The sequence below is a fragment of the Aeromonas sp. PrichA-15 genome (genome assembly GCF_017939245.1).
Lineage (GTDB): Bacteria > Pseudomonadota > Gammaproteobacteria > Enterobacterales > Aeromonadaceae > Aeromonas > Aeromonas caviae.
Genome location: NZ_JAGKRH010000218.1, coordinates 1 through 6,007, shown reverse-complemented (window position 1 = coordinate 6,007; position 6,007 = coordinate 1). Strand labels below are relative to the sequence as shown.

5 protein-coding genes and 2 pseudogenes are annotated in these 6,007 nt (G+C 59.6%); 4 read left to right on the top strand and 3 right to left on the bottom strand.

All coding sequences use genetic code 11. The features are described from left to right. Positions 1-146: pseudogene (locus J9889_RS19640) on the top strand (transposase); the annotation flags it as partial. A gap of 11 nt (positions 147-157) precedes the next feature. Here the strand turns inward: J9889_RS19640 and J9889_RS19635 are convergent. Next, positions 158-1,195 carry an IS630-like element ISAeme16 family transposase gene (locus J9889_RS19635; protein WP_041206064.1) on the bottom strand — a complete coding sequence of 346 codons (1,038 nt, stop codon included), beginning with the start codon at positions 1,193-1,195 and terminating at the stop codon, positions 158-160. A 112-nt stretch (positions 1,196-1,307) separates the two neighbouring features. Here J9889_RS19635 and J9889_RS19630 point away from each other — a divergent pair. After that, positions 1,308-1,511 (top strand): annotated as a pseudogene (locus J9889_RS19630) (transposase); the annotation flags it as partial. Between the two features lie 89 nt (positions 1,512-1,600). Here the strand turns inward: J9889_RS19630 and alr are convergent. Both alr and dnaB read right to left on the bottom strand, forming a co-directional pair. Next, positions 1,601-2,674, bottom strand: a complete 1,074-nt coding sequence (gene alr, locus J9889_RS19625) for an alanine racemase (RefSeq protein WP_210557796.1) — start codon at positions 2,672-2,674, stop codon at positions 1,601-1,603. A 134-nt stretch (positions 2,675-2,808) separates the two neighbouring features. Then, positions 2,809-4,203 carry a replicative DNA helicase gene (dnaB, locus tag J9889_RS19620; RefSeq protein WP_039040054.1) on the bottom strand — a complete coding sequence of 465 codons (1,395 nt, stop codon included), beginning with the start codon at positions 4,201-4,203 and terminating at the stop codon, positions 2,809-2,811. A 421-nt stretch (positions 4,204-4,624) separates the two neighbouring features. Between dnaB and J9889_RS19615 the strand changes: the two genes are divergently transcribed. Beyond that, positions 4,625-5,479, top strand: a complete 855-nt coding sequence (locus tag J9889_RS19615; RefSeq protein ID WP_210557793.1) for a Tim44-like domain-containing protein — start codon at positions 4,625-4,627, stop codon at positions 5,477-5,479. 184 nt (positions 5,480-5,663) lie between these two features. After that, on the top strand, positions 5,664-6,007 hold a 344-nt coding region (locus J9889_RS19610), incomplete at its 3' end, for an ISAs1 family transposase (RefSeq protein WP_210557791.1).

Genomic DNA, 6,007 nt, shown 5'->3' with positions numbered 1-6,007 from the left:
TGCAGGAGCTGTTGGCGGCGAATCAACCGCTGGCGATGGTGTACGTGCTGAAAGAGGGGTTGAAGGGCATCTGGTATGCGCCGAGCGTGTGGGAAGGATGGCGACGATGGCGGAGCTGGATGCGGCAGGTGAAGGAAAGCGGGCTAAATAGCTGATCCTAATTTCGCTCCAGTTGCATAAGCCCATGTCCATTACCGGGGAACGGGGCGGCATGATCCAGGAAGTAGAACACGCGACGTAATAACTCACCCAATGTGCGGCATTGGTGGTTCCGGGTGATCGTTTCATGGAGGGCATGCCACAGCCGCTCAATCTGGTTCACCCATGGCGAATACACCGGCTGAAAAAGCACGATGAACTTCGGATTTTTTGCCAGCCATCGCTGTGCTTTTTTGCTCTTGTGGATGATGTAGTTATCCAGGATCAGCGTGATGCTCTTGGCGCGCCGATAAGTCCGCTTTAGTGTTTGGAGCAGTGACAAGAACAAGTCCGTGTCTTTGCTATCGCTCGCCACATAGGTCACGTTACCTGTTCCGGCATGCAGGGCGCCAGCGAGGTAATGTTTGCGATTCTGGCCCGGAGTTGCCACTTTCTTCTGCTTCCCTCGCATCATCCAGTCCGCCCCCAGCTTGGGATTTAGGTGGATATCCACCTCATCTTCATAGAACACGGGATGGTCCGCACTGCAGCGTCCCAAGGCCTCATTGATAGCGGCCATTTTCCGCTCTTTATGGGGATCGCGGATGTGCAAAGTGGGCGCGGCCCGGCGCCAGACAATCCCTAGCCTGGGCAGCCATCGCCGTATTGTTGAAGCATGCAATGTCAGGCGCCAACTCCGTTTGAGTTCAAGCGCCATCAGTTCGGTACTCCAACGCGAGCGCTGATATCCGAGCTCCTGTGGAGACAACTGGATCAACAGCTGTAATAGACCCGAGATGTGAGCAAATGGCAGCACCGGCTTGCGCCCCCGAGGCTCGCTTTCAAGCCCCTCCAGACCGTACAAGGTGTACCAGTTCACCCAGCGATTGATCGATGACCGGGCGGCGGCTGTGAGCCGAGAAACAGCCGAGACACTGTGCCCGTCAGCAAGGAGCAAGATGGCGTTGAGCCTCCGGCAGAGATCTTTATCTTTGGTCCGGTGCATCTTGTTGATGATCCGGCGTCGCTCATCATGGTCGGGGAGTGTTAGTATCATTTCGGGCTCGGCTCGTTTGTCGTTTGATTGGTTTGGCGATTAATCAGATCGCACAAACGACGCCGAGTTCCCTTCTTTCCCGGATAAGTGATCTACATTTCGGAACGGTTATTTAGCGCCGCTGCAACGATTTGGTCGAAATTTATCGAAATATATGCGGGGGATCCTGGCGAGTGCAAACTACCCGATGCACACGAGTGTGCTGGAAGGGGTGAACAACAAGATCAAAGTGATAAAGCGCATGGCATATGGATTTAGGGACTCAGAATACTTTTTTCTGAAAATCAAGGCGGCCTTCCCCGGAAAGCCGCGATGAACCTGAAAAAGGCCGCCCCTGTCGGGGCGGCCTTTTTATTCTCCCTTCCCCCCTTGCGGGAGAAGGGTTGGGGATGAGGGGCGACTCGCCTACACATACTCCATAAAAACGCGGGAGGTGAGCTTGGTGATGAGCTCATAGGGAATGGTGCCGATCTGGTCGGCCACCCGCTCTACCGGCAGCCCTTCCCCCCAGAGCACCGCCTCGTCACCGGCCTTGTCGGTGGCGCCGGGACCGAGATCCACCGTGGTCATGTCCATGGAGACGCGCCCCACCAAGGGCACGATGCGGCCATTGACCAGCACTGGCGTGCCGTTGGGGGCCATGCGCGGATAACCGTCGCCATAGCCGATGGCAATCACCCCGAGCCGGGTATCGCGATCCGACACCCAGTTGGCGCCATAACCTACCGGCTCGCCCGCCTTGTGATCGCGCACCGCGATGAGCTGGGTCTTGAGGGTCATCACCGGCTGCAGGTCGTAATCCGCCGCCACCGTATTGGGGAACGGCGAGACGCCGTAGAGGATGACGCCGGGGCGGATCCAATCGCAGTGGGAATCCGGCCAGGCCAGGATGCCTGCCGAGTTGGCCATGGCGCGCTCGCCCAACAGCGGCGCAGTCAGCTGGCTGAACAGGTCGATCTGTTCGCGGGTGGTGGGCTGTTCCAGCTCATCGGAGCGGCTGAAGTGGGTCATGACGTTGAACGGCTGCACCACGTTCTTGCACTTGCCGAGGCGCTCGATAAAGACCGGCATCTCCTCGGCCCGTACCCCGAGGCGGTGCATGCCGGTATCGAGCTTGAGCCAGGCCACCACGGGGGCTGGCAGCTCGGCCTGCTCCAGCGCCTCGAGCTGCTCCCAGGTGTGCACCGCGGTCTGCAGGTTGTTGGCCGCCAGCACCGGCAGATCGGCGGCGCTGAAGAAGCCCTCCAGCAGCACGATGGGCTTGACCACGGCACAGGAGCGCAGCATCAGCGCCTCTTCGATGCGGGCCACTGCGTAGGCGTCCGCATCCACCAGAGTACGGGCGACCGGCAGCAGGCCGTGGCCATAGGCGTTGGCCTTGACCACGGCAATGATCTTGCATTGAGGGGCGTGGCGTTTCACCACGGCGAGGTTGTGGCGCAGGGCCGCTGTATTGATCTGGGCGATAGCCGCTTTCATCTGTTTTCCCTTACGAGGGCATGATAATCAGGCACCGGGTGGTGTCAGCCCTCAAATCTCATCGTCTAAGGCCGGACCGGCAGAATTGTCGAACCGGGAAAACTGTTTATGGATGCCGGGAGCAGGCTCCCGACTTAGTAGTCATCGTCAAACGCCGGTCCCGCGTAGTTGTCAAAACGCGAGAACTGACCCTGGAAGGTGAGCCGCACTCGTCCTATGGGGCCGTTACGCTGCTTGCCGATGATGATCTCGGCGATCCCCTTGTCGGGGCTGTCGTCGTGATAGACCTCGTCGCGGTAGATGAACATGATCAAGTCCGCATCCTGCTCGATGGAGCCGGATTCCCGCAGATCCGAGTTGACCGGGCGCTTGTCGGCACGCTGTTCCAGGCTTCGGTTCAGCTGGGAGAGCGCCACCACGGGGCACTGCAGCTCTTTCGCCAGCGCCTTGAGGGAGCGGGAGATTTCACCGATTTCCAGAGTACGGTTGTCAGACAGCGCCGGCACCCGCATCAGCTGCAGGTAGTCCACCATGATCATGCTGATGCCGCCGTTGTCCCGCGCCACCCGACGGGCACGGGAGCGCACTTCGGTCGGGGTCAGGCCGGAGGAGTCGTCGATGTACATCTTCCCCTTCTCCAGCAGCAGCCCCATGGTGGAGGAGAGCCGCGCCCAATCCTCGTCGTCGAGCTGGCCGGTCCGCACCTTGGTCTGGTCGATGCGCCCCACCGAGGCGAGCATACGCATGATGATCTGCTCGGAGGGCATCTCGAGGGAGAAGATCAGCACCGGCTTGTCGGCGGTGAGGGCCGCGTGCTCGCACAGGTTCATGGCAAAGGTGGTCTTGCCCATGGAGGGACGGGCGGCGACGATGACCAGATCCGAGCGCTGCAGGCCGGCGGTCATCTTGTCCAGATCGTTGTAGCCTGACGACACGCCGGTCACCCCGTTGTGGGGGGTCTTGAACAGCTCTTCAATCTTGTCGACGGTCTGCTCGAGGATGAGCTTCAGGGGCTGGGGGCCCTCGTTGGCGCTGGTGCGCTGCTCGGCGATCTGGAATACCTTGCTCTCGGCCAAGTCCAGCAGATCGTTGGAGGTACGGCCCTGGGGCTCGTAGCCCGCTTCGACTATCTCGTTGGCGACCGAGATCATCTCCCGCACCACCGCCCGCTCACGCACGATCTCGGCGTAGGCACTGATGTTGGCGGCACTCGGGGTGTTCTTGGCGATCTCCACCAGATAGGCGAAGCCACCGGCCTCCTCCAGTTGCTCGGAGCGCTCGAGCTCCTCCTGCAGAGTGATGAGGTCGATGGGGTTGCCCGCGTTGGAGAGGCGGGTCATGGCCTGGAAGATCAGGCGGTGCGGGCGGCTGTAGAAATCTTTGTCGATCACCCGTTCGGCGACCCGATCCCAGGCCTCGTTGTCCAGCATCAGGCCGCCCAGTACGGACTGTTCGGCCTCAAAAGAGTGGGGAGGTACTTTCAGCTGTTGTGTCTTGGCGTCTTTTTTCGCCGTCACTTGCTCTGCCATACACATAAAAACCGCAGCGGGAAGGGGACGGGAATTTTACAAAAGAAACCCCGCCATCGCGAGTGCTAATACGTCCCGTCATCGCATCCGGCGACAAGACGGGACCCAGGCCTCGTCAGCGCCATCCACTTCTGCGCCGCAGACCTGCCTCACAGTACGAGAAAGGGCCAGACCAGGGTCTGATCTTTCGTTCTTGCTCTTTGTTTGTTGCGCAGCCTGCGCACCGAGCGACTCGGCCGTCTTTGTTTCATGGGCGCCTCCCCTGTCGGACGACTCAATCTGTTCATGAATAATTCATGCCATCCGTGATAATCATACCCGCAAGCTGCAACACAAAAAGGGACTGGCAGCCTGCCATGCGCCTCGCTGAGCTTGCACAAGCAGAGCATGCCCCCACCTACATGAGAGTGAAAGAGTCAAAATGAAAAAGATGCTGACCCTGTTTGCCCTGATCCTGGCCATTGGCCTTGGGGCACCCATCGCCGAGGCCAAGAAACTTGGTGGCGGCAAATCCTTTGGCAAGAGCTACAAGACGGCTCCGGCCCAACCAGCAGCCAAGCCGGTCGACACCAAGAACCCGACCGTGGGCGCCCAGGCACCCAAGAAAGGCGGCATGATGGGCGGCCTGCTGGGTGGTCTGCTGGCCGGCGGCCTGTTCGCCTACCTGCTGGGCAGCGGCGCCTTCGAAGGTCTGCAAGGGATGGACTTCCTGCTGATCGCCCTGCTGGCACTGGGCGGTGTCTTCCTGTTCCGAGCCCTGCGCAGGAACAAGGCGGCAGCGACCCAGCCACAGACGGCCTATGCGGGCTATCAACCGCCCCAGAGCGCGGCCCCCCAGCAGTTCGAGCAGAGCCACAGCGCCCCGCAGGCCACCGGTTTTGCCGACAGCGACGTGCCCTTCCGTCTGCCCCCGGGCTTTGACATGAACGGCTTCCTGGCCGGTGCCCGCGATCACTACCGCACCCTGCAAGAGGCCTGGAACAAGAACGACCTGGAGAAGATCCGCGAGTACGTGAGCCCCGAGCTGTTCGAGCACCTCAAGGTCGAACGCGCCGAGCTCTCCGGTGAGCAGCACACCGAGGTGATGTACGTGGACACCCAGCTGGTACGCGCCGACTACGGCAGCGACTGGGCACAGGTGAGCGTGCGCTTCAGCGGCCGCTACATGGACCGTCAGGAGCAGGTCGAGGAGGATATCAAGGAGGTGTGGCACCTCGAGCGTGATCTCGCCAAGGACAATGCCCCCTGGCATATCGTCGGCATCGAGCAGCTCTAAGGTTCAACCGACCCATTTCATCAAGGCGACCTCAGGGTCGCCTTTTTATCAGGGCCGACGCATGATCATTCTTTGCGCTAGTTGATCAAGTATCGATCAGTTGAGCGGCGCCAAGTACGATTTTAATTGTACCTTGCGTTGCCAAGCTGTAAATAGTCGAGATCTTAACTAACTGTTTATTTTTATGGCCCAGAAGTCTTTGCTCGACTACCTTGAATCAATTCCAGACCCACGCAATCAGGCCAAGTGCTCGCATATCTTGTCAGAGGTTGTTTTCATGGCCATCTGCGCCATGATGTGCGGTTTTGATACTTGGAGCGAGATTACCTTGTTTGCTCAAGAGCGAGAGCCATGGTTCCGGCGCTGGTTGAGCTTGCCTGGCGGCATTCCATCACACGACACATTCAACCGCATTTTTGCCACTCTGCCTCCCGCCAGTCTGAAATCCATTTTTCAAGCGTGGATCGGCGACATCATGGGCGATGATAAGCTGGTTGGCCAACTAGCGGTTGATGGTAAAGCTCTTCG